This window comes from Nocardiopsis sp. M1B1, from assembly GCF_052466615.1.
Genome location: NZ_CP196194.1, coordinates 4,204,540 through 4,224,909, shown reverse-complemented (window position 1 = coordinate 4,224,909; position 20,370 = coordinate 4,204,540). Strand labels below are relative to the sequence as shown.

The 20,370-nt window shown below is 65.3% G+C and carries 15 protein-coding genes; 10 read left to right on the top strand and 5 right to left on the bottom strand.

All coding sequences use genetic code 11. The features are described 5' to 3' along the window. Window positions 1-9: 9 nt before the first annotated feature. From ACSTA4_RS18330 to ACSTA4_RS18300, 7 genes are all read left to right on the top strand, one after another. Window positions 10-2,004 carry a type I restriction-modification system subunit M gene (locus ACSTA4_RS18330; protein ID WP_444960343.1) on the top strand — a complete coding sequence of 665 codons (1,995 nt, stop codon included), beginning with the start codon at window positions 10-12 and terminating at the stop codon, window positions 2,002-2,004. A 5-nt stretch (window positions 2,005-2,009) separates the two neighbouring features. After that, window positions 2,010-3,281 carry a restriction endonuclease subunit S gene (locus tag ACSTA4_RS18325; protein WP_444964207.1) on the top strand — a complete coding sequence of 424 codons (1,272 nt, stop codon included), beginning with the start codon at window positions 2,010-2,012 and terminating at the stop codon, window positions 3,279-3,281. Beyond that, a complete protein-coding gene (locus tag ACSTA4_RS18320) occupies window positions 3,278-6,451 on the top strand; it encodes a type I restriction endonuclease subunit R (RefSeq protein WP_444960342.1) in 3,174 nt (1,057 codons plus the stop codon). The genes ACSTA4_RS18325 and ACSTA4_RS18320 overlap by 4 nt, the downstream gene beginning before the upstream one ends. A gap of 145 nt (window positions 6,452-6,596) precedes the next feature. Next, window positions 6,597-8,183 (top strand): protein kinase domain-containing protein, encoded by a 1,587-nt coding sequence (locus ACSTA4_RS18315; protein ID WP_444960341.1) that lies wholly within the window; start codon window positions 6,597-6,599, stop codon window positions 8,181-8,183. A gap of 54 nt (window positions 8,184-8,237) precedes the next feature. Next, window positions 8,238-10,376 carry a UvrD-helicase domain-containing protein gene (locus ACSTA4_RS18310; RefSeq protein ID WP_444960340.1) on the top strand — a complete coding sequence of 713 codons (2,139 nt, stop codon included), beginning with the start codon at window positions 8,238-8,240 and terminating at the stop codon, window positions 10,374-10,376. Between the two features lie 24 nt (window positions 10,377-10,400). Further along, window positions 10,401-13,010 (top strand): tetratricopeptide repeat protein, encoded by a 2,610-nt coding sequence (locus ACSTA4_RS18305; protein ID WP_444960339.1) that lies wholly within the window; start codon window positions 10,401-10,403, stop codon window positions 13,008-13,010. A 150-nt stretch (window positions 13,011-13,160) separates the two neighbouring features. Further along, on the top strand, window positions 13,161-13,694 hold the full coding sequence (locus tag ACSTA4_RS18300; protein WP_444960338.1) for a hypothetical protein: 534 nt from the start codon (window positions 13,161-13,163) through the stop codon (window positions 13,692-13,694). Between the two features lie 67 nt (window positions 13,695-13,761). Here ACSTA4_RS18300 and ACSTA4_RS18295 read toward each other — a convergent pair whose 3' ends face one another. Together ACSTA4_RS18295 and ACSTA4_RS18290 are read right to left on the bottom strand one after the other, a co-directional pair. After that, window positions 13,762-13,941 carry a DUF397 domain-containing protein gene (locus ACSTA4_RS18295; RefSeq protein ID WP_444960337.1) on the bottom strand — a complete coding sequence of 60 codons (180 nt, stop codon included), beginning with the start codon at window positions 13,939-13,941 and terminating at the stop codon, window positions 13,762-13,764. Then, entirely contained in the window at window positions 13,938-14,801 is an 864-nt protein-coding gene (locus tag ACSTA4_RS18290; RefSeq protein ID WP_444960336.1) for a helix-turn-helix domain-containing protein, read from the bottom strand. Before ACSTA4_RS18290 ends, ACSTA4_RS18295 begins: the two co-directional genes overlap by 4 nt. A 226-nt stretch (window positions 14,802-15,027) precedes the next feature. Between ACSTA4_RS18290 and ACSTA4_RS18285 the strand changes: the two genes are divergently transcribed. Both ACSTA4_RS18285 and ACSTA4_RS18280 read left to right on the top strand, forming a co-directional pair. Then, a complete protein-coding gene (locus tag ACSTA4_RS18285; RefSeq protein WP_444960335.1) occupies window positions 15,028-15,591 on the top strand; it encodes an ATP-binding protein in 564 nt (187 codons plus the stop codon). Between the two features lie 256 nt (window positions 15,592-15,847). Next, window positions 15,848-16,063 carry a hypothetical protein gene (locus tag ACSTA4_RS18280; RefSeq protein ID WP_444960334.1) on the top strand — a complete coding sequence of 72 codons (216 nt, stop codon included), beginning with the start codon at window positions 15,848-15,850 and terminating at the stop codon, window positions 16,061-16,063. A gap of 50 nt (window positions 16,064-16,113) precedes the next feature. Here ACSTA4_RS18280 and ACSTA4_RS18275 read toward each other — a convergent pair whose 3' ends face one another. Next, entirely contained in the window at window positions 16,114-18,252 is a 2,139-nt protein-coding gene (locus tag ACSTA4_RS18275) for an AIPR family protein (RefSeq protein WP_444960333.1), read from the bottom strand. A 62-nt stretch (window positions 18,253-18,314) separates the two neighbouring features. Next, window positions 18,315-18,596: a hypothetical protein gene (locus ACSTA4_RS18270; RefSeq protein WP_444960332.1), complete on the bottom strand. Its 282-nt coding sequence runs from the start codon at window positions 18,594-18,596 to the stop codon at window positions 18,315-18,317. Window positions 18,597-18,701: 105 nt separating this feature from the next. Between ACSTA4_RS18270 and ACSTA4_RS18265 the strand changes: the two genes are divergently transcribed. Further along, window positions 18,702-19,607: a hypothetical protein gene (locus ACSTA4_RS18265; protein ID WP_444960331.1), complete on the top strand. Its 906-nt coding sequence runs from the start codon at window positions 18,702-18,704 to the stop codon at window positions 19,605-19,607. A gap of 66 nt (window positions 19,608-19,673) precedes the next feature. Here ACSTA4_RS18265 and ACSTA4_RS18260 read toward each other — a convergent pair whose 3' ends face one another. Continuing rightward, window positions 19,674-20,213 (bottom strand): hypothetical protein, encoded by a 540-nt coding sequence (locus ACSTA4_RS18260; protein WP_444960330.1) that lies wholly within the window; start codon window positions 20,211-20,213, stop codon window positions 19,674-19,676. Between the last annotated feature and the right edge of the window lie 157 nt (window positions 20,214-20,370).

The following is a 20,370-nucleotide window of genomic DNA, read 5'->3' as shown; positions in this document are numbered from 1 at the left end:
AGGACCCCGGTGAACTCGAGTACCCATCAGGAGCTGGTCGGCTTCGTCTGGTCGGTCGCGGATCTGCTCCGTGGTGACTACAGGCAGTCCGATTACCGAAAGGTGGTCCTGCCGTTCGTCGTGCTGCGCCGCCTGGACTGCGTCCTGGCGCCGACTAAACAGGCGGTGTTGGACGCGCACAAGGAGTACAAGGGCCTCGCCGTCCACGACGACATGGTCCTGGAGGCGTCCGAACAGCTCTTCTTCAACACCAGCTCCCTGACCTTCAAGCGCATCGCGGAGGATCCGGAGCAGGCGGCGAACAACCTCACCCATTTCATCAACGCCTTCTCTCCCAACGCTCAGGAATTGCTGGAGAAGTACGACTTCGCCACCCACATCCGCAAGTTGCAGAGCGCTGATCTGCTCTACCGGGTGGTCGGCAAGTTCGCCGACTTCGACCTGTCACCGGAGCGGGTCTCCAACCTCCAGATGGGTTATCTCTTCGAGGACCTCATTCGGAGGTTCTCCGAGATCTCCAACGAGACCGCTGGTGAGCACTTCACCCCTCGCGAGGTCATCAAGCTCATGGCCGACCTCCTCCTGGCGCCAGACGAGGGCGAGCTGAGCGAACCGGGTGTCGTCAAGCAGGTCCTGGACCCGGCGTGCGGCACAGGGGGGATGCTCACCGAGGTGTACAACCACATCAAGGAACGGAACCCCCAGGCCAACGTGGTCGTGTTCGGTCAGGAACTCAACGAGGAGTCCTGGGCGATCTGCCGTTCCGACCTCATGATCAAGGGGCAGGACCCCGAGCACATCAAGCTCGGCAACTCCTTCAGCCATGACAGGCACGGGTCCCGCAAGTTCGACTACATGCTGGCCAACCCGCCCTTCGGTGTGGAGTGGAAGAAGGTCAAGGAAGAGGTGGAGAACGAGCACGATCTCGGCTCCACAGGCCGGTTCGAGGCGGGGCTGCCGCGTATCAATGACGGGTCGCTGCTGTTCCTCCAGCACATGATCTCGAAGATGAAGCCGGTGACCGATGAGGGTGGCGGCAGCCGCATCGCGATCGTCTTCAACGGGTCCCCGCTGTTCACCGGTGCCGCTGAGTCAGGAGAGTCCGAGATCCGCCGCTGGATCCTGGAGAACGACTGGTTGGAGGCCATCGTGGCGCTCCCCGACCAGCTCTTCTACAACACCGGGATCTCCACCTACTTCTGGATCCTCAGCAACCGTAAGGACGAGGCGCACCAGGGCAAGGTCATGCTCGTGGATGCCCGAGACCACTGGGTGAAGATGCGCAAGTCCCTGGGGAACAAGCGCAAGCAGTTCACCGATGAGCAGATCACCGAGCTGCGGGACCTGTACGCGAACGCGTTGAGTGTGGCGGCTGACTCAGAACATCCGCTGCACGGCAAGGTGAAGGTTTTCGGCAACGAGGACTTCGGCTACCAGCGCGTCACGGTGGAGCGTCCGCTGAAGCTTCGCTTCGAGGTCACGGAAGACGCCCTCAGCGAGCTGGCTGCTGCCTTGGAGAAGGGCCGTACGACGGCCAAGTACGAACAGCGAGAAGCGCTGATCGACTCCCTGCGGCCGCTTGTCGGTGTGGAGCCCTGCTTTAAGAGAACCGAGTTCGCCGACCGTATGCAGCAGGCGTTCGCTGAAGGTGGCGTCAGCAAGCCGCCGCCGGCGGTGACCAAGGCCGTGTGGAACGTGGTTTCGGTGCGCGACCCCGAGGGCGAGGTGCAGCTCAAGAAGGGCAAACCCGAGCCGGATTCGGAGCTGCGCGACTTCGAGAACATCCCGTTGGACGAGGACATCGACGCCTACATGGAGCGCGAGGTCCTGCCACACGTTCCTGATGCCTGGGCAGAGAAGGAAAAGACGAAGATCGGTTACGAAATCCCGTTTACCCGCCACTTCCATATTTATGAAAATCCTCGACCCCTTGAGGAGATTGATAGGGAGCTCAAGGAGCTTGAGGGCGAAATCCGGCGACTTCTTGGTGAGGTGGCCAAGTGACCATCATGCGACTGCGCCATGCTGCCCAAGTAAATCCCTCGTCTCCAGCCTTCGACCGTCTCCCTGGTGACGCAGATATCTCTTTTATTCGGATGGAGTCTGTCTGGCCGGGGAAGTGGGCTGAACTTAGTGAAATCAGAAAAAAGTCTGACGTTGTCACAGGGTTTACTCGTTTCCAGGACGGTGATGTCCTGGTTCCGAAGATCACGCCAACGTTTGAAGCGTCTAGGTCGATTTTTGTCAACGGATTGCGCTCTGGGGTTGGTGCGGGAACGACTGAACTTCATGTTATTCGGCCAACTGGAGTGCTTGATGCCCGGTTCCTTTCGTATATAATGCATTCTTGCCCATTTCTTTGTATGGGCGAGGCGGAAATGTACGGGGTTGCTGGACAGAAGCGTGTTCCTGACGATTTTGTGAGGAATTTCGAAGTTTGGGTTCCTGGCCTCGGTGAACAGCGGAAAATCGCAGACTTCCTTGATTCTGAAGTTTTTAGAATTGACCAGATGCTGAGTGCTGCTCAAGGCGTTCGTGATCTCCTTGAAGAGAAAAGGTCGGGGACAATCTTTCATGAGGTGACAGGGGCGTATGAGGGGGTGGGGCGCCGAGAGTCTGGTCTCGATTGGGCGCCCACCATTCCGGATGTTTGGGATGTTGTGCCATTGAAGTATGTGGCCAAGCTGGGAAGTGGTCACACTCCTAGTAGAACTCGAGTGGATTATTGGAAAAACTGCTCGATCCCGTGGATTTCCCTTTTTGATGTTGGTCGGATGAGGGATTCGCGCCAGGAGTCCCTTTCGGATACTCGGCAGATGATCAGTGAAGTCGGGATGGAAAATTCTTCGGCTTGCCTGCACCCTGCTGGAACTGTTGTGCTTTCTCGAACCGCTTCGGTTGGTTTTTCCACGATTATGGGTCGTGACATGGCAGTGAGCCAGCATTTTGTTACGTGGACTTGTGGGAATCGATTGGATCCTTATTACCTACTCTATGTCCTCCGGTCAATGGGTCAGTACTTCAAGAGTGTTCAAGTTGGCACTACTAATGTCACGATATTCATGCCCGACCTATTTTCGATAAAAATTCCCCTGCCGTCCGTTTCGAATCAAAGAAAGATAGTTGGTGGAATTCGTTCCAAGTTGCACAAAATTGATTCCCTTTTGGAGTCTGTGGAACGTCAGATCGATCTGCTGGAAGAACGCAAGCGCGCCCTGATCACTGCCGCCGTCACCGGTCAGATCGACGTCACCACCGCGCGAGGAGCTGATGTGTCATGAGCCCCGTCCATGACGAGAGAACCTTCGAGGACCACATTGTCTCCTCCCTGCTGGAGCGTGGCTGGGTCCAGGGAGACAACGAGGGCTACGAGGCCGACCTCGGACTGGACACCGCGCAGCTCTTCAGGTTCATCGAAGCCACACAGAACACCAAGTTCAAGAAGCTCATCTCCCTCTGCGGGGACGACCGGGACAGTGCACGCCGCGAGTTCACGACGACCCTCGTCAAGCGCATCAACAACGAGGGCACGCTCGACATCCTGCGCGGCGAGGTCACCGTCTACGGGGTGCAGTTCAAACTCGCCTACTTCAAGCCCTCACACACCGTCGCCGAGAACGCTCTGGCCGACTACAACCAGAATCGTCTCAGCGTCACCCGACAGTTCCGCTACGCCACCATGAGCGCGGACCGGGGCAGACCCTCGCTGGATCTGGCGCTGTTCGTCAACGGTTTGCCCGTTGCCACAGCTGAACTCAAGAACCCGCTCACTGGGCAGAACGTTAACCACGCCAAGCACCAGTACTCCCACGACCGGGATCCGCGCGAACTCCTCTTCACCAAACGCACTCTGGTGCATTTCGCGGTCGACCCCGATTTGGTCTTCCTCACCACCCGGCTGGAGGGCGAGAAGACGCGCTTCCTGCCGTTCAACACCGGCTCCGAAGGTGCCGGACGCCTGGGCGGGGCAGGTAACCCGCTGCCCGCCGCCGATCAGACCGGTTACCGCACGGCCTACCTGTGGGAGGAAGTCTGGGAGTTCGACAACTGGTTGGACCTACTGCGACGGTTCGTGCACACCAAACGGGACAAGAACTCCCGAGGAGTCAAGCGAGAGAGTGTCATCTTCCCCCGGTACCACCAGTGGCACGCCGTGCGCTCCCTCGTCGGGCACGCCGCACGGCACGGCGCGGGGCACAACTACCTGGTCATGCACTCGGCCGGTTCGGGCAAGTCCAACACCATCGCCTGGCTCGCCCACCGCCTCTCCTCCCTGCACACCCCCGCGAACCCCGCCGACATGGACCCGGACGCCGTCGCGGCGGGGCTCGAACCTGATACCGCCGTCTTCGACAAGACGTTCATCATCACCGACCGCTCTGTCCTGGATCGGCAGTTGCAGGACACCGTGGGCAGCTTCTCCCAGGTCAAGGGTGTGGTGAAGAACATCGGCGGCAAGGGCGGCTCCAAGTCGTCCCAGTTGGCCAAGGCGCTGTCAGCGTCAAGTGAGCGGATCATCGTCGTCACCCTGCAGACCTTCCCCGCCCTCATCGAGTACCTGCGCGAGCAGCCCACGGACATCAAGGGCAACAAGTTCGCCATCGTCGTCGACGAGGCCCACTCCTCCCAGAGTGGTGAGGCGGCCAAGGACGTCAAGAAGATCCTGCGTGATCTCGGCCTGGACGCCGATGACGACTCCGGGGACGACGGGGCCCCCACCACCACGGAGGAAGCGCTGTTGCGGGCGGCCGCCGACCGTGGGCGCAGCGCCAACCTGTCCTACTTCGCCTTCACCGCCACTCCCAAGCACAAGACCCTGAACCTGTTCGGTGTCTTCAACAAGGACACCGACAAGTACGAGCCCTTCCACACCTACTCCATGCGTCAGGCCATCGAGGAGGGGTTCATCCTCGATCCGTTGCGCAACTACTACACGTACAAAACGTGGTGGGAGCTGCGCAACGCCAACGACGACGACCCCGAGGTGGAGCGGGACAAGGCCAAGGCCGCGCTCGCCAGGCTTGCCGAGACCAATGAGAAGGCTCTGGCGGAACACGCCAAGGTCATCATCGACAACTTCCAGGCTGTTACCGCGAAGCAGATGGGCGGCCGGGCCAAAGCCATGGTGGTCACCCGTTCCCGCGAAGCGGCCCTGAAGCTGTACCGGGCGATCAAGCGCCATGTGGCGGAGAGCCCGGTTCCCGATCCCGGTGTCCTTGTCGCCTTCTCCGGCTCCCTCAAGGACGAGGACGAGGGGAAGGAGGTGACCGAGGCCTGGCTCAACGGCTTCTCCGAGAGGGAACTACCTGAAAAGTTCGCCTATACCAGAGCCGACGACCGGAGCGCCGCCGCACGGAACACTCCGGAGTACCGGATCCTCGTCGTCGCTGACAAGTACCAGACCGGATTCGACCAGCCGCTGCTCACCACCATGTTCGTGGAGAAGCGTCTCCGGGACGTGGCGGCCGTACAGACCCTGTCCCGGCTCAACCGCATCCACCCGCTCAAGTCGCAGAGCGACCTGTTCGTCCTCGATTTCGTCAACGACGCCGAGGAGATCAAGGAGTCGTACAAGAACTACTACGAGGAGGCGCTTACCGGAGAGGCCGATCCGGACGTTCTGTACAGCATCAGACTCCGTCTCATGCGCGAAGCGGACATCCTTGTGGAGTCGGAGGTGGAGGGTTTCGCCGAGGCCTATTTCTCTCCTGAGGTCAGCGCCCTTTCCGTTGAGAAGAAGACTGTCCATCCCGAACTCAACCGTTTCCTCGACCCGGCGGTCGAACGGTTCACGGAGATCGCCGACAGCGAGGACGAGGACGAGCGGTCCCAGGCTGAGGAGTTCCGCTCGAACCTGAACGACTACACCACCAAGTACGGGTTCCTCTCACAGGTGATGGACTTCCCCGACGCGAACCTTCACCGCCTCTTCGAGTACGCCCGCTTCCTGATCAAGAAGTTGCCGGGACGCCGCGACGGCGGTGTGGACATCGGGAAGGTGGAGGTCGTCGACGTCGGTGTCCTCAAGACCGGCGAGCACGACCTCGGCCTGAACCCGGACGGCCCCCAGGAACTGCCCGGGTTCTCCGACGGTACGAGCACCCCCTCCTCCCTGGAGAAGGAGCTGCTGTCCGCTGTCATCGAGTTGTTCAACGAACACTTCGGCCGCAAACCGACCGCCGCGGACATGAGCATGTACAAAGAGCGGCTACAGGAGGTCATGGCCGATGACGAAGTCGACCAGGCCGCCCAGGCGAACGCTGACGAAGGTGCCTTCCGGCTCGTCTTCGACAGGAAGATGAAGAAGGCGGTCCTGAAGCGGTACCACAGCAACGTGGAGTTCACGAACCACTACGCCCAGGACGCGGTGTTCAAGGACGCCTTCAACCACCTCACGGGACGTGCCGCCCACCGCCTGCTGCGCCAGCGCCATGCAACCACCTCCAGCTGATGTGAGTACCTCGGCGGGTGTCTGATTCGGGACCATCAGCCGCCGGGGCCGTCAGAGAACCCCCGTAGGATCCTCGAAGGAGACAAACGACCCGCACGGTCGGACGGTACGTGACCCCGGCCGCGCCCAAGCGGATTGGGGCCCGGTGCACGCCACACCCGAGCGGATCGCCGACCGGTACGAACTCGTCGCCAGCATCAGCACCGGGGGCATGGGCCAGGTCTGGCGCGGCTACGACACCGTGCTCGACCGGCCCGTCGCGGTCAAGGTGATCCGCCCCGACAAGGTCGCCGACCCCCGGCTGTACGACGAGTACGCCAACCGGTTCAAGCGGGAGGCGCGCGTCACCGCCCGGATCGAGAACCCCGGGGTGCCCTCCGTCTACGACGCCGCCGTGGACAAGGACGAGGGCTCCCTGTACCTGGTGATGCAGCTGGTGCGTGGGGTCTCGCTCGCCGACGCCATCGACGAGAGCGCCCCGCTTCCGGTCCCCACCGCCGCCGCCGTCGCCGCCCAGGTGTGCGCGGTCCTCTCCGACGCGCACGCGGTCCCCGTCGTCCACCGCGACCTCAAGCCCGGCAACATCATGGTGGCCGACGACGGCACGGTGAAGGTCTTGGACTTCGGTATCGCCGCCGTACTGCGCACCGACGTCACCCGTCTCACCCAGACCGGAACCCCTCTGGGGACCTACGCCTACATGCCTCCCGAGCAGGTGCGCGGTGCGCCCGCCACCCCCGGCAGTGACCTGTACTCCCTGGGCTGCGTCCTGTACCAGATGCTCACCGGAAAGCCGGTGTTCCCCGCCGACTACACCTCCTTCCGGCTGCAGGTCGCGCACGTGCAGGACCCGCCCCTGCCGCCCTCCGCCCACGTGGACGGCCTGCCCGAGGAGCTGGAACGGCTCATCCTGGACCTGCTGGCCAAGGACCCCGAGGACCGGCCCGCCACGGCACAGGACGTCTACGAACGGCTTGTCCCGTACCTTCCCCAGCCCGAACCGCTCGCTCCCGACAAGCCTCTCCCGCCCGGGGCCCTGCCCGACCCCACCCGCCCCTACCGGCGGCCGATTCCACCCCGTCCCAGGGCGGCCGTCCTCGCCCCGACCAAGCCGCTGCCGCCCACGCTGGTGGAGACCACCGCTCCCACACCACAGGTCGTCGGCCTGGCACCCGGGGAACTGGTCGAGGCCGATCAGCACGCCCAGGCACTCATCGACGAAGGACGCTTCGCCCAGGCCGTGGGAGTCCTGGACGACGTCATCGCCCCGGCGTCCGCGGCCCTGGGAGCCGAATCCGCCCAGGTGGTCGAGCTGCGTCTGCTGCGTGCCACGGCCCTGATGCTCATCGACAACGCCGGTCGCGCCCTGCCCGAGTTCACCGCTCTGGCCGACACCCTGGAGCGACAGGCGGGGCCGGAGGACACGCGGGCCCTGCTGTGCCGCCAGCAGGCCGTGTACTGCATGGCGCAGTTGGGGGAGACCACCCGGGCCCTGCGGGAGGCCGAACACGTCCTGGAACGATTCCGCCGTGTCTTCGGAGAACGCGCCGACGACACCCTGGACCTGCGCCAGGCGATCGCCATGTGGCGGCTGAGCTCGGGGGATGTCGAACACGCCTCGTCCGAGCTCCTCGCGCTGTACTCTGACCTGCGCGCGGCCTACGGCCCCGGCGCCCCCGAGACCCTCCGGGCCGCCGACCTCCTGGACAGACTGGGACACCGCCGGGGCTGAGCCCAGCCACCTGCCCGATCCCGAGTCGCCCAGCCAGAAGGAGTCCCCGCCCCCATGCCTCAGCTCGCCCTGGGAAAGCAGTTCTTCGAGAGCGGTGAGTACGACGAACTCCCCCCGAGCGCACGGAGGAACGTCCGGCTCGCCATGGAGAAGTTCAGCCTCCTCACCCACGCCGAACTCAAGGTCGACAAGGGCCTCAACTTCAAACCGCCCTCGGGCAGGCGCAGCCGCAGCATCTTCACCTTCAGGGTGGACAACTTCTACCGGGGCGTCGTCCTGGCCCCCGAGAGCGGTGACAGCTACCTGCTGCTCAAGGTCATGAACCACGACCCGGCCTATGAGTGGGCGATCAAGCAGGACGCGGGCGTCAACCGGCTGACCGGCGCGGTGGAGATCTGGGACGCGGACAGGCTCGACCGCATGACCCCGGACCTGGAGGAGCGCGCGGCTCCGACCGACCCCGACAAACGGCTGTTCGCCAACGTCTCGGACGGGGACCTGAGGACCCTGGGCATCGAGGACAAGGTGCTGCGGGCGGCGCGCACCGTCGTGGACGCCGACGCCCTCGTCGACGTCGTCCCCTTCCTGCCCGAGGACCAGGCCGAGGTGCTCCAGTACCTGTCCGCCGGGTTCCCGGTGGAGGAGATCTGGCGGGACGTCGTCGCCCACCGGCCCTCCGGTGCGGTCAGCGGCGACATGGACACCGCCATCCGCAATACCCCCACCCGGGTCAAGCTCGTCTCCGGTCTGGATGAGTTGGAGGAGATCCTCTCCCAGCCCTTCTCCGTCTGGCGCACCTTCCTGCACCCCGCGCAGCGCAAGGTCGCCTACAAGGCCAGCTATCCCGGCAGCTATCAGGTCACCGGCGGCCCCGGCACCGGGAAAACCGTCGTGGCCATGCACCGGGTCAAGCACCTGTTGGCCTTCCTGCGCCCGGACGAGCGCATCCTGCTCACCACCTTCACCAACACCCTCGCCGCAGCGCTGGGAACGGGCATCCGCCAGCTCATGGACGACCCGGCCCGGATGGAGCGGCTCACCATCTCCACCGTCAACGCCCAAGCCAGTCAGGTGTTGACCGAGGCCAACGGCGGACGCGCCTCCCGCTTCGTCAGCGACTCCCAGGAGCTCGACCGCTGGCGCGGGATCGTTCAGGAGCAGGGGCTGGAGTGGACCGCGGAGTTCCTCCAGCAGGAGTACCGGCACGTCGTCCTCGCCCAGCGCCTGGACACGCTGGAGGAGTACCAGGCGGCCACCCGCAGCGGCCGCGGGAACCGGCTGGCCGCCGCCCAGCGCGAGCGGGTGTGGAAGGCCATGGCGGCCTTCACGAAGGGCCTGGACGCCGACGGTGTGCAGACGCACCTGCGCGGCTGCGATCTGGCCGCCCGGGTCCTGGAGGAACAGGGGCCCCGCTTCCGGCACGTGGTGGTGGACGAGGCCCAGGACCTGCACCCCGCCCAGTGGCGCTTCCTGCGCGCCGCCGTGGCGCCCGCACCAGACGACCTGTTCATCGGCGGCGACCCCCACCAGCGCATCTACGACGCCAAGGTCTCCCTGAAGGCGCTGGGAATCAACGTGGTGGGCCGCTCTCAGCGGTTGCGCCGCAACTACCGCAGCACACAGCAGATCCTCACCTGGTCCCGTCCGCTGCTGGACGGGGAGAAGGTCGAGTCCCTGGCCGACGGCGGCACCGAGTCCCTGGCCGGGTACCGCTCGGCGCTCCAAGGGCCCCGGCCCACCACGCACGCCGCCGCCACCCTGGAGGAGGAACTGGACGCGCTCGTGGAGCGGGTGCGCGAGTGGACCGACACCGGGGTGGAGCCGTCGTCGGTGGCGGTCGCCGTGCGGTTCCGATGGGTAATCAAGAGGGTGGTCTCCGCGCTCACCGACGCCGGGATCGATGCGTGCGAGCTGCGCGGGGCCGACGACGAGGCCCCGGGTGTGCGAGTGGGCACGATGCACTCGCTCAAGGGGCTGGAGTTCCGGTGCGTCGCCGCGGTGGGCGTCTCCGACGGCGCGGTGCCCAACCCCAAGGCGATCACCGCCGAAGACGTGGACGAGATCCAGCACGGGGCGGACCTCATGGCGGAGCGGTGTCTGCTCTTCGTGGTCTGCACCCGGGCGCGCGACCACCTGCACGTTTCCTGGCACGGGAAGCCGAGCCCGTTCCTGGCCGAGGCCGGTATCGCCTGAACCCGTCGAGAGGGAACACATCGGATGTCTGCTGAGCAGAGCCGCGTCCACAACGAGATCCATGGCGGTGTACACGGCGGGACCGTCATCCAAGGACGGGACATCACCTACCACGCGCCGAGGCCAAAGCCTGAGTCCTTGCGGGGTCTTCCCCGGCTGTCCCCGGTGTTCACCGGGCGTGACGCGGATGTCGAAGCCCTTCTGGAGTCGCTCAACCCGGCTTCGGTGGGGCAACGCCGTTCGCCCACCGTCGTCATCTCCGGAATGCCGGGCTCCGGAAAGACCGAGCTCGCTCTCCACACCGCGAAACAGGCTCTGGACCAGCGTCGATGGTGTGACGGCGTGCTGTACGTCGACCTGTTCGGCTACGACCCCCAGCGTCGGGTCGACCCGGGCCGTGCGCTGGGCGGGTGGCTGCTCAATCTGGGCATCGACGCACAGGACATCCCCGCCGACGCCCAGACAAGGGAACAGATGTACCGCGCCGAGCTCAGCTCACGTGCGGAACGCGGCCGTCCCGTCCTGGTGATCGTCGACAACGCCTCCTCGGCGGAACAGGCCGAACCGCTCCTTCCCGGCGATGGCCGCTCCGGTGCCCTGGTGACCTCGCGGCATGTGCTGGATCTGGGAGCCAGGGTTCACCGGCTCGGCGAACTGGACGACGAGAGCGCGGTCGAGGTGATTCGCCGCAGTCTGTGGGAGCTCTGGGGAGACTCCGACACGCGCGTGTCGGACGAACCCGATGGCGCGCTGCGCCTGGCCCGGCTGTGCGGACGTCTCCCCCTGGCCCTACGCATCGTCGCCGGACTTCTGGCCGATGTGTCGACATGGACACTGGCTCAGATGGCGGACGATCTCCACAAGAAGAGATTGGACGGTTTGGAACGGGAGGAGTGGGCCGTGCGCGCCGCGTTCGACCTCTCCTATCAGAACCTGGCCAGTCGGCAGGCCGAACTGTTCCGGCTCGTCGCATTGGCACCCGGTACCGACGTGTCGACCGAGAGCGCGGCGGTCCTGATCGAGGCGGAGGAGACGGAGGCACGTCGGCTTCTCACCGCGCTGGCACGAGCGAGCCTGGTTGATCCGGTGGGTACGGACCGATGGCGACTGCACGACCTCGTGCGGATTTACGCCGGGGAACGGGCAGGGGGATCAGGTCGGGAAGGAGCGGGCGCACCGGCTCTCCGGAGGCTGCTCACGCATCTGATGCTGACGGCCGACGCCGCGGACGACAGCTTGCGAGCCCTGCCTGGTGAAAAGGTCCTCCCGCGTTTTGTTGCGGAGGAGGCGGCCCTGGCATGGCTGGACGGCGAGCAGGAGGCGCTGGTCGCCGCTGTCCAGGTCGCACGTGGACTTCATGAGACGACCTGTGCGGTGAACCTGCCGCTGATCCTCGCGCATTTCATGCAGTCGCGGATGCGGCTCGCCGAGCTTCTGGAGATAGCCGAGGTCGGTTGTCGTACGGCTGAGGAGACCGGGCGCCGAGGCGACGCGGCCAAACTGTGGGCGGAGGTAGGAGAAACCCTGGTCCTGATGCGGCGTTTCAGGCAGGCGGCAGAAGCCCATGACAAGGCCTTCGCGCATGCCGTAGCCGCGGAGGACTGGCATTCGGCAGCGGGTGTCTTGAACAGTAGCGGGGTGGCTCTGCGTTGCCTCGGTAACTACGAGGAAGCCCTCAGCAGGCATACCGAGGCCGTGCTCATATTCGAACGTCTGGGCGATCAGACGGGAGTCGCCAAGGCGTCGAACAACAAGGCGAACGTGTTCTTGGCGACGGGGCGTCCGGACGAAGCGGTCATTCACCAGCAGGTCGCGATGGAGATCTACGCGAAGCGCGGTGACGGCCAGGGGTTCGCCCACTCCTGCCTGAACATGGGTAACTCCTACTCAGCACTTGGAATGCACGATCTCGCTGTCACCTCCTTCCAGTGGGCATGCGATTACTCTCGGGACGGCGGAGAGCCGAGGGTCCTCGCCATGGCCACCGCTGGCCTGGCCGTCAGCCTGTATCGAACAGGTCTGTCAGAGAAGGGGAACCACGCTTTCGAGGAGGCGATACGCCTCTTCCGTGAACTGGGAGATCTATACAACGAGGCTCGAACATGGCGTAACTTCGGAGTCGCCCTACGCGAGGAGGGAAAATTCGCGGAAGCCGAGCGGGTCTTCCGCAAGGGGCTGGATGCCTTCGCCGAGTACGGAGACCCCTGCGGTGAGGGCGACTGCTGGAACGGCATCAGTGGAACCCTGGTCAGCAGAGGTCAGTACGAGGATGCCCTGCCCGCCGCGCGCCGTTCCACCGAATGCCATGAGGGTCTGGCTGCGAGCGAATGCGCGGCTACGTCCTGGAACAACCTGGGTTTCATCCTGAGTGAACTGGGCCGGGTGGAGGAGGCGATCTCGGCGCTGCGCAGATCTCGGGACACGCGCATCACCCAGGGGAATCTGGGGAGAGCCGCTCAGATCTCACGGGCGATGGGCTTCAAACTCGTGGAGACAGACAGGTTCGCGATGGCAATGGAGGCCTTCCGGGAAGCGGCCCGGTTGTTCACCGAGGTAGGTGACGACGAGTCGGCTGAGCAGGTTCGGGAGTTGATGGCCGAATGCGCCGCCCTCCTGGATGAGACCGGTGAGTGAGAGAGGGTGCGATACCGGCTCGTGCCCGTACCACCCTCGTCGGGCTCCGTTCCGGCTACATGGGCCAGGATGACCACTACCACCAGCGGGGAGCACCGGAGGCCATGCTCGGAACCGTCGTCAGCGCCGGTATGGGATCCTGGCCCGGATATGACCACAGAAACTGATCCCGCCAGCACGTACCTGCTGATCCTCAGCGAGCGAGAGGCCGTGGCGTGGGTGCTGCGCACCTCGCGGATGGCCTTTCCCGCGACGCGACGCGCGGAGGTGGAGCGGCTCAGGGTCGGGGACCGGCTGCTCCTGCTCACGACGCGGGGCTGTTGGCACAACCCGACGCGTGACCGGACGAGGGTGATCGGCCTGGCGGAGGTCACCTCATCCGTTCGCTCCTACGACGAGCCGGTCACCATAGCCGGACGGGACTTCACCCGTGGTTGTGGTCTGCGGTTGGAGTCGGTCACCCCCTACCGGACCGGTGTGGAACTCGCCCCACTGGTGCCGGAGCTGGAGGTCTTCCCCGACACCCGTCCGGGCGCGTGGGCGGTGCGGATTCGTAGGCCCTTGGTGCAGCTCGGTCCGGCGGACGTGGAGCTTCTCACCCGCGAGCTCGACGAGGTCGCTGGTGCGCCGGAGGACCACGTGCCGGAGTACGTGGAGAAAGTGCGTCTGGCCGTCTCGGGATAACGTGGTGACACGTACGGCCCCGGCTTCGGAGAGAAGTCGGGGCCTACGTCTGCCTGTGAGGCAGCTGTCAGCGACGGGCGACGCTGAGGAAGGCGTCCCACTCGGCGGCGGGGAAGGGGAGGTGGCCCTCGGCCGGGTTCTTGGAGTCCCGGACGGCCGCGCCGCGGGGCAGTCCGGCGACCTCTACGCAGTTCTGGCTCTGAGCGCTGCTGTAGCTGCTCTTCTTGAAAATCAGCTCGTCGTTCATGGTTTGCTCTCCAGGGCTTCTACGACTTCTGTGATGACCCTGGCGGATTGCGCAGCGCTCATCGCAGAGCCTTGGACATCACCAAAGGTGACGCCATGCGCTTCCACTTCGTCCGGTTCTTCCAGGAAGAGACCACCTGAGGCGGTGTCCACGAACACGATCGGGGCGTCAAGTGGGTCTGGGAAGTCCAAGACGCTGAACGGGGCGACAAATGCAGCATGCGCACCTGTACTGAAGGGCAGAACCTGGAGATCGATGTTGGGAAGCTTGGCCATGTGAAGTAGGTGGCGCAGCTGCTCAGCCATGATCTCAGGGCTACCAATCACCCGGCGTAGCGCTGCTTCATCCAGGGCCACACGCAGACTTGCGGGTTTGAACCGCGTCAGGATATCGCGTCGTTCCATACGGGCTTTGACACGGCGTTCGCTCTCCTCCGTGCTGGTGTACCGACCACCTTGGAACAAGGCACGGGCGTAGTCGGGCGTCTGGAGAAGCCCCGGGATCACCAGGCCTTCAAAAGTTCGGATGGTCGAAGCCTCTGCCTCGAAGTCTGGGAGCGACTGGGGCCCGAACACCTCGCGGTACTTCGACCACCACCCTCTGACCTTGGCGTCCTTGGCGAGCGCGTGCAGGGCTTCGCGTTTGTCAGGATCGGTGACCTGGTACAGGTCCAACATCTTGTCGAGGTCGTCGGCCTTGATCGTCTGTGTCTCGGCGGTTTCGATCTTGCTCAGCTTGCCAGCGGCCCACTTGAGCGACTTCACCGTTTGAGTGGTGGTCAGGTTCGCGTTGCTGCGGGCGCGCTTGAGTTCTGCAGACAAGCGTCGACGGCGGAGAGTAGGGCTGTGAGGACGCTGCATGGTGACAGTGTATCCCTCTTCTAGTGAATCTCCCGAGACGGTGTTGACCTGAGTGAGATTCACTACTACCTTGAAGATGTGGCCAGTGACTGGGTCGCTACACAGAGTCTCTGCTGGTCAGGCTACGCCGTGCCCCTTCCCCCTGACAGGGAAACGCGAAGGTCTCACGCCTGCGGGCACACCGAACCCCTGTTGTCGCTCCACACGTGCAAGGAGTCTGTTCGTCATGCCCGCAACCGCACCCATGCCCGCGCTGCCAGAGGTGACCGTGCCCCTCGCTGAGCTGGTTCCGCCCCGGTGTCGCCACTACTTCACCGGCCGGTCCGGCCGCGCCCACTACAAGACGCGCCGCTACGACTTCGGCGGCTCGGTCCAGTACATGCCGCTGGTGCGCGCGTTCCTGAGTACCTGCGCCGCCGAACGCGACCGCGAATACCGCTACCTGTTCACCCTGCTGGGCAGCGAACTCGCCAACAACGCCCTACGCCACTCCCGCTCGGGCCAGCCCTTCGGCGTCTACACCCTGACCTGCCAGCGCACCCGCACCGGCCTGCGCCTCGCCTGTCGCGACCAGGGTTCCCGCGACGGAAGGAAGACCGTTCTCGGGCAGCGCTCGTATCTGGCGCCCGACCCCGACGGACTGGACCCGGCCGCCGAGTCCGGGCGCGGCCTGGCCATGATCGACGCCTTCGCCTCCTCCTGGGGCGACAACGGCGTCCCGAACTACCGCCAGGTCTGGTTCTTCCTGGCCTACGACCTGACCGACAGCCTCTGGAACACCACCGCGTAGACGTCGACACCGCTGCACGCACGCAGAAGGGCCCAGGAGAGCGCGGCAACGCTCTTCCCGGGCCCACAACAACCCTGAATCCGACACTGCGACATGTAAGAAAGCAGGATCAGTGACGCATCCTATCCCCGTACCCCGGCCCTCCAGCGACCCGTTGCACCGACCACTTCCGCCGCTGCCCCGGAGGCACCCGCTGATCGGCCCGTTCTGCCCGGCCTGTGAGCATCCCTCGTGCCGTCGGCGCCGAGCCGCGCGTTTGCCCCGCCTGGGCGGGCACCGCTCCGAGTTCGCCCGCGAGCACGCCCGTGCCGCCGACCTCCAGCGCTACAACCCGCACCTGCTCATCTGGTTCGGTGAGCAGACTCTGTCCTACTGGGTCGCCTCACATGCCGGCCTGACCGAGGCCCGCGACTCCGGTGACCTGCTCCTCCTCTTGGACCCGGCGCCTACTCGGGTCCCCGCCGGGCGCTGACCCGTGCAGCCCGGGGCGGAACGGCTTCGGCCGCTCCGCCCCGGCACGGGTCATTCCGCGTCACCCAGCTCGGCGAAGAGCCGTTCCGCGTGCGCCGCCATCGACTTCCCCTCGATGTGCCACTTGGCGGGCCCCTGGACGGCCACCGGGGAGTTCTCCCAACCGGCCAGTTCGTACATGCGCATCACCAGACCGCTGGGGGAGTAGTGCTTCCCGTCCGCCTCCCACAGCAACGTCTGCTTGCGGTCGGTCGTCCAGGTCGCCTGCGCCCGACGCTGGTCCTCCGCCAGCCAGCCCTTCATCGCCTCCTCCTCAGTGGAGGTGGTGGGCCGGAACTCCAACTGCGTACCGCTGCGCAGCACACCTGCGTCCAACAGGATCGCCGCACTGTTGGGACGGCGCTGCTTGCGCTTGCGCTGACCCTTCTTCAGGCGGTAGCCGTCGTCGATGGCGGGCACGGGGGAACTCGACCGGACGTCGTGCAGCACCAGCTCGGCCAGTTTGCGGCACCGTACGGGGTCCGACAGGGTACGGGTGAGCGAGGCCTTGGAGTCGGGACCGTACTCCGCGTCGATGTGGTGGAGCAGCCTCGGGAACACCGAGTCCACCAGGTCCTGCGCCTTTTCGAGGGTCTCCTCCCAGTCGTACTCCTCCGCTCCCATGTCCTTGCGGCCGATGGACTGGAACACCAGGTGTGTGACGAGCAGGTCGCCACGGTCCGCGACGTCCGAACCGCGTCCCCTGAGTTCCTTGCCGACCTGGTGCAGCCGGTCGCCCACGGCCCGGCGGAGCCGGACCGAACCCCAGATCTGCGAGGCGTTCGGCTGTTCGCCGAACAGCATCGGGTAGGCGCCTTCGGCTCCCCGCTCCCACAGGGTGTCGACGTTCTGCTTCGCCCGGACGGCCAGTTTGACGTTCGGGTGCGCGCAGGCCAGGGCGAGGGAGGCCTCCACCACCGAGCAGCCCTGCTCCGGGACCGGGTCGGGCTCTCCCCGTTTGTAGGTGTAGAACTTGCCGATGTTCCCGAAGTCCTCCCTGATGAGCGCCTGCGTCTCGTCCAGGGCGACGAAGTCGCGCTCCTCCACGCGGTTCTGCCGGTTGCGGGTGTCCGTGATCCGGGCCGGCAGGTCCGAGGAGGGGTCGTCGACACAGATGACGTGCACGCTGATGTCGGCCTCGGCCAGGGCGTCGGGGTGGTCCTGCAAAGCCCTATGCAGCGTGCTCACGCTCTGGGCGCCGTTGACCACGCTGGCACCGCGCATGGTGAGCACCACCTCTTCGTCCTGGCGGCGGCGCCCCGGAAACGTAGCGGTCAGGGACCTGCAGATGACCGTGATCCCGTTGTGGAAGAAGAGGAAGTGCTCGGGGTCGGCGGCGAGGCTCTCCAGGATGCCCGCGTTCACGTCCGTGGTACCGAGAGAGGCGCGGATGTTGCGGTGGAAGAGGCCGTCCCCGGCCTCCCCGACCCACCTGGCGACCTGTTCGGCGGAGACGATGCCCTGGTACATCTCCACCGGAGTCTTGACGTAGGTCCACTGGCGCATCTTCGCGTCGATCGGTATGTCCTCGGGGGCGCGCTCGACGCGGATCTGCTCCCACAGCGCTTGCGTCCCGAGTACCTGACGATCGAGGGTCAGACCGAAGCCGTTGGTCTCGGCGAACGCCTCGTCGAAGACACCGGTGACGTCGGGGTGCAGCTGGCCGTCACCCGTCAGCGCGATGACGAAGTGCACACGGGTGTGCGGGTCGAGCAGGACTGCGTTGATCTTGTCCGCCATGTCCTGGATGCGTTCGTTGAACCGGTCGAACTCCCGGTTCTCCAGCAGACGCCAGCCGCGCAGGAACTTCAGGGCCTCGCCCTGGTTCAGACTGGCCCGTCCCTGCCCACTCCACTTGGACTGGATGAGCCAGATCCTGCTGGAGGTCTCCGACACGGCGATCGCGTCGATGCCGTGGTCATCGCGACCGTCGATGAGGCACACCGCGGCCTCCTCGTTGCCCAACCCCGTAAGCCCGCGTACGGCCAGGGCGGCGAGGGATCGTGAATACAGGGCCTTCTGCCGCTCCTCCGGTTGCTTCCTCTCGTAATCACTCATGTCGACCAGGGAGGCGAACTCCTGGTCGAGAACGTTCTTGATCTGACGAATCGCGTGCTCGGTGTGCGGGGCTGTCCGCCGTGGGCCTGGCATCGGCGCCTTCTCTGTTCAAGGGGGTGTGACCGGGGTAATGGTATTGCGTTCCCCTTCGGCGGTCAGCCGTTTTGATCGCCGCCTCCGAGGTGAGGGAACGTCGCACCGTTCTGCTTGACTGTCCTGGTGACGTGGACGTGTCGGAGCCACCACCAGAACGAAAAGGGCGTGAGGTCATCTTCGAGGGTTCGAACATGCGTGCCGCCATGGATGAGTTCTTCGCCTACGAACATGTCATGGCCGCCTTTCGGAAGAGGTTCCCGGAACTGGCTGGTCAGCTGGTGCACAGAGGACTGGCCGGAGGCGAGCAGCCCGTCAGGCTGACCTTGGGAATCGGTGACCACCCGGAAGCGGTCCTCGGTCTCACCCGCGTCGACTATCCGGGTACGCGATGGCTGTGCTGGTACCTCGCGGTCCGCGAGTCCGACACCACCGGAAGCCTCTGGGATATGCGGACTCCACCCGAGACCATGGCGGCGGCCCTGCGCGAGCGGGCCCTGGCCGTGGCTGAGGGGCGCCCGCAGACGAGTCCCTGGCGCTGGAACGAAGCCGATGAGTCCGCCATCACCCGTCTCGCGGACGCTCTGGACGCCCGTGGGGTGACCGTCGAGTACGCCGTGGCCGCGAACCGGCACAGAGCCGTGCTCGGTGAGGGCGGGTACGAGTTCCCCCGTCATCCGGGACAAGGGGAGGTTCTGCGCGTGCGCGTGCCAGGCAAACGGGTGTGGGTCTTCCTCCGGCCCGGGCTCGGCTGGCTGGTGGACGTTCACGACCAGGAGCGCCAGCTCGTGTGGCGCGTCGACCTCGGCGAGCACCTCTTCGGGGAACCCGGAACGGCTCCTGGCCTGACCGCTGACCGGGTGAGCGCCGTGGAGCTGGCCGATGCCCTGGTGCCCGTCCTGAAAGGGTTGGAGGAGGCCGAGCCGCCGACGACGGTCCTCGACCCCGGCGACGGAAGTCTGGACGGAAGGGCCGACCAGATGCTGCCGCCCGGAGCGGCCGGTGCACCCGTTGACCCCGACAGGCCGTGCGTCGTGGTGGCGGCTCAGCTGAACGCCCTCGGTTTCGGTGACGTGCGCGCGTCCGGGGACGGCGCCGAGCTGGCTTCGGACGCGTTCCACATCGCCTGGTGGCGGCGTTCGCGGCCTCTCGGCCTGCCGGACCTGAAGAGGCTCTACGCGGACGCCTCCGTCGAAGGAAAAGGCCTCCTGGTCCTCAGCGAACCCGGTCTCACCGGCCCTGCGGAGGAGTTCGTCGACCGGTCCCGCTCCTTCGCGTTCCGGTTCGACCCGCGCAGGGGACACGTCTTCGGTGGGAACCAGCTCACCCAGGAGGCGATGTTCGAAGAGGTCTGACCCCTGGTACGCGATGGGACGTGCGCATGGCACCGACTGGTGAGCGCTCCGACGAGTCCTTCTGGATCAGCCTCGGCGGACCACGACGTCCATGCTGTCGGGGGCGGTGACCACCACGGTCCGAGGGCCCTTCAGGGAGACCTTCACCGCGCCCAGGGAAACGGTCACCTCGGGGGAGACGCCTCCGCCTTCCCCTGGGGCGGGCACGGTGTCGACTGTCATCCGGGTGAGTTCGTCCAGGGTGAGGGTTTTGTAGGCGACGCCCTCACCCTGCTTCCATGTGACGGGTGAGGCCTTCTCCACCAGGTGCGTCCATTCGACGGAGGGGGAGCCCTCCCAGCGGACACGGTGGGGGTCGTAGTCCTCCAACCACTGGACCGCCTCCGCCCCGATGTCGAACGCGGTCATGATGACGCCCCTGCGGTAACCCAGGACGAGTCCGACCTCGTCGGGTTCGAAGGCGCGAATGGTCTTGGAGTTCGACTTGTAGGGGTTCCAGTCGCCCAAGGTGACCTCTGCGGCGGTGCGTTTGCCCTGCTCCACCTCAGGCCATGTCTTGTTGATGTTGACGACGACCACGGTGGTGCGCTTCGGGGAAGTGTTCACGGGGGGCTCGTTTCTGTGTGGAGCCCGGATGTGTTCCCGGGCAGCCGAAGTACTTGTGGAGAAGTTAGCACAAGTACTTGATAAGTACTAGAGATCCTCATGGTTGGTGCGCTCCCATGTGAGTGTTGCAAGGAGTCCTCCTCTGCGTTTTCCCATT